The following is a 235-nucleotide window of genomic DNA, read 5'->3' as shown; positions in this document are numbered from 1 at the left end:
GCGTTCTGCTGCGTCACCTGGTCCATCTGCGCAATCGCCTCGTTGACCTGGTCGATGCCGACGCGCTGCTCGTTACTGGCGGCCGTAATCTCGGACATGATGTCGGTTACGCGCGCCACGCTGTCGACCACTTCGCCGATGGTGGTGCCGGCTTCCTGCACCAGGCGCGTGCCGTTGCTGACCTGCGCCACCGAGTCGCCGATCAATCCCTTGATTTCCTTGGCCGCGCCGGCCG

Annotated in this window: 1 protein-coding gene; it reads right to left on the bottom strand. The window is 65.5% G+C overall.

Annotated features, from left to right (window positions below; translation table 11 throughout):
* Positions 1 to 235: methyl-accepting chemotaxis protein (locus F2P46_RS36910; RefSeq protein ID WP_229509615.1), on the bottom strand; the 235-nt coding region annotated here is incomplete at both ends.

This window comes from Massilia sp. CCM 8734 (assembly GCF_011682155.1).
GTDB lineage: Bacteria > Pseudomonadota > Gammaproteobacteria > Burkholderiales > Burkholderiaceae_D > Telluria_A > Telluria_A rubra.
This window is presented reverse-complemented; position numbering and strand designations above follow the sequence as displayed.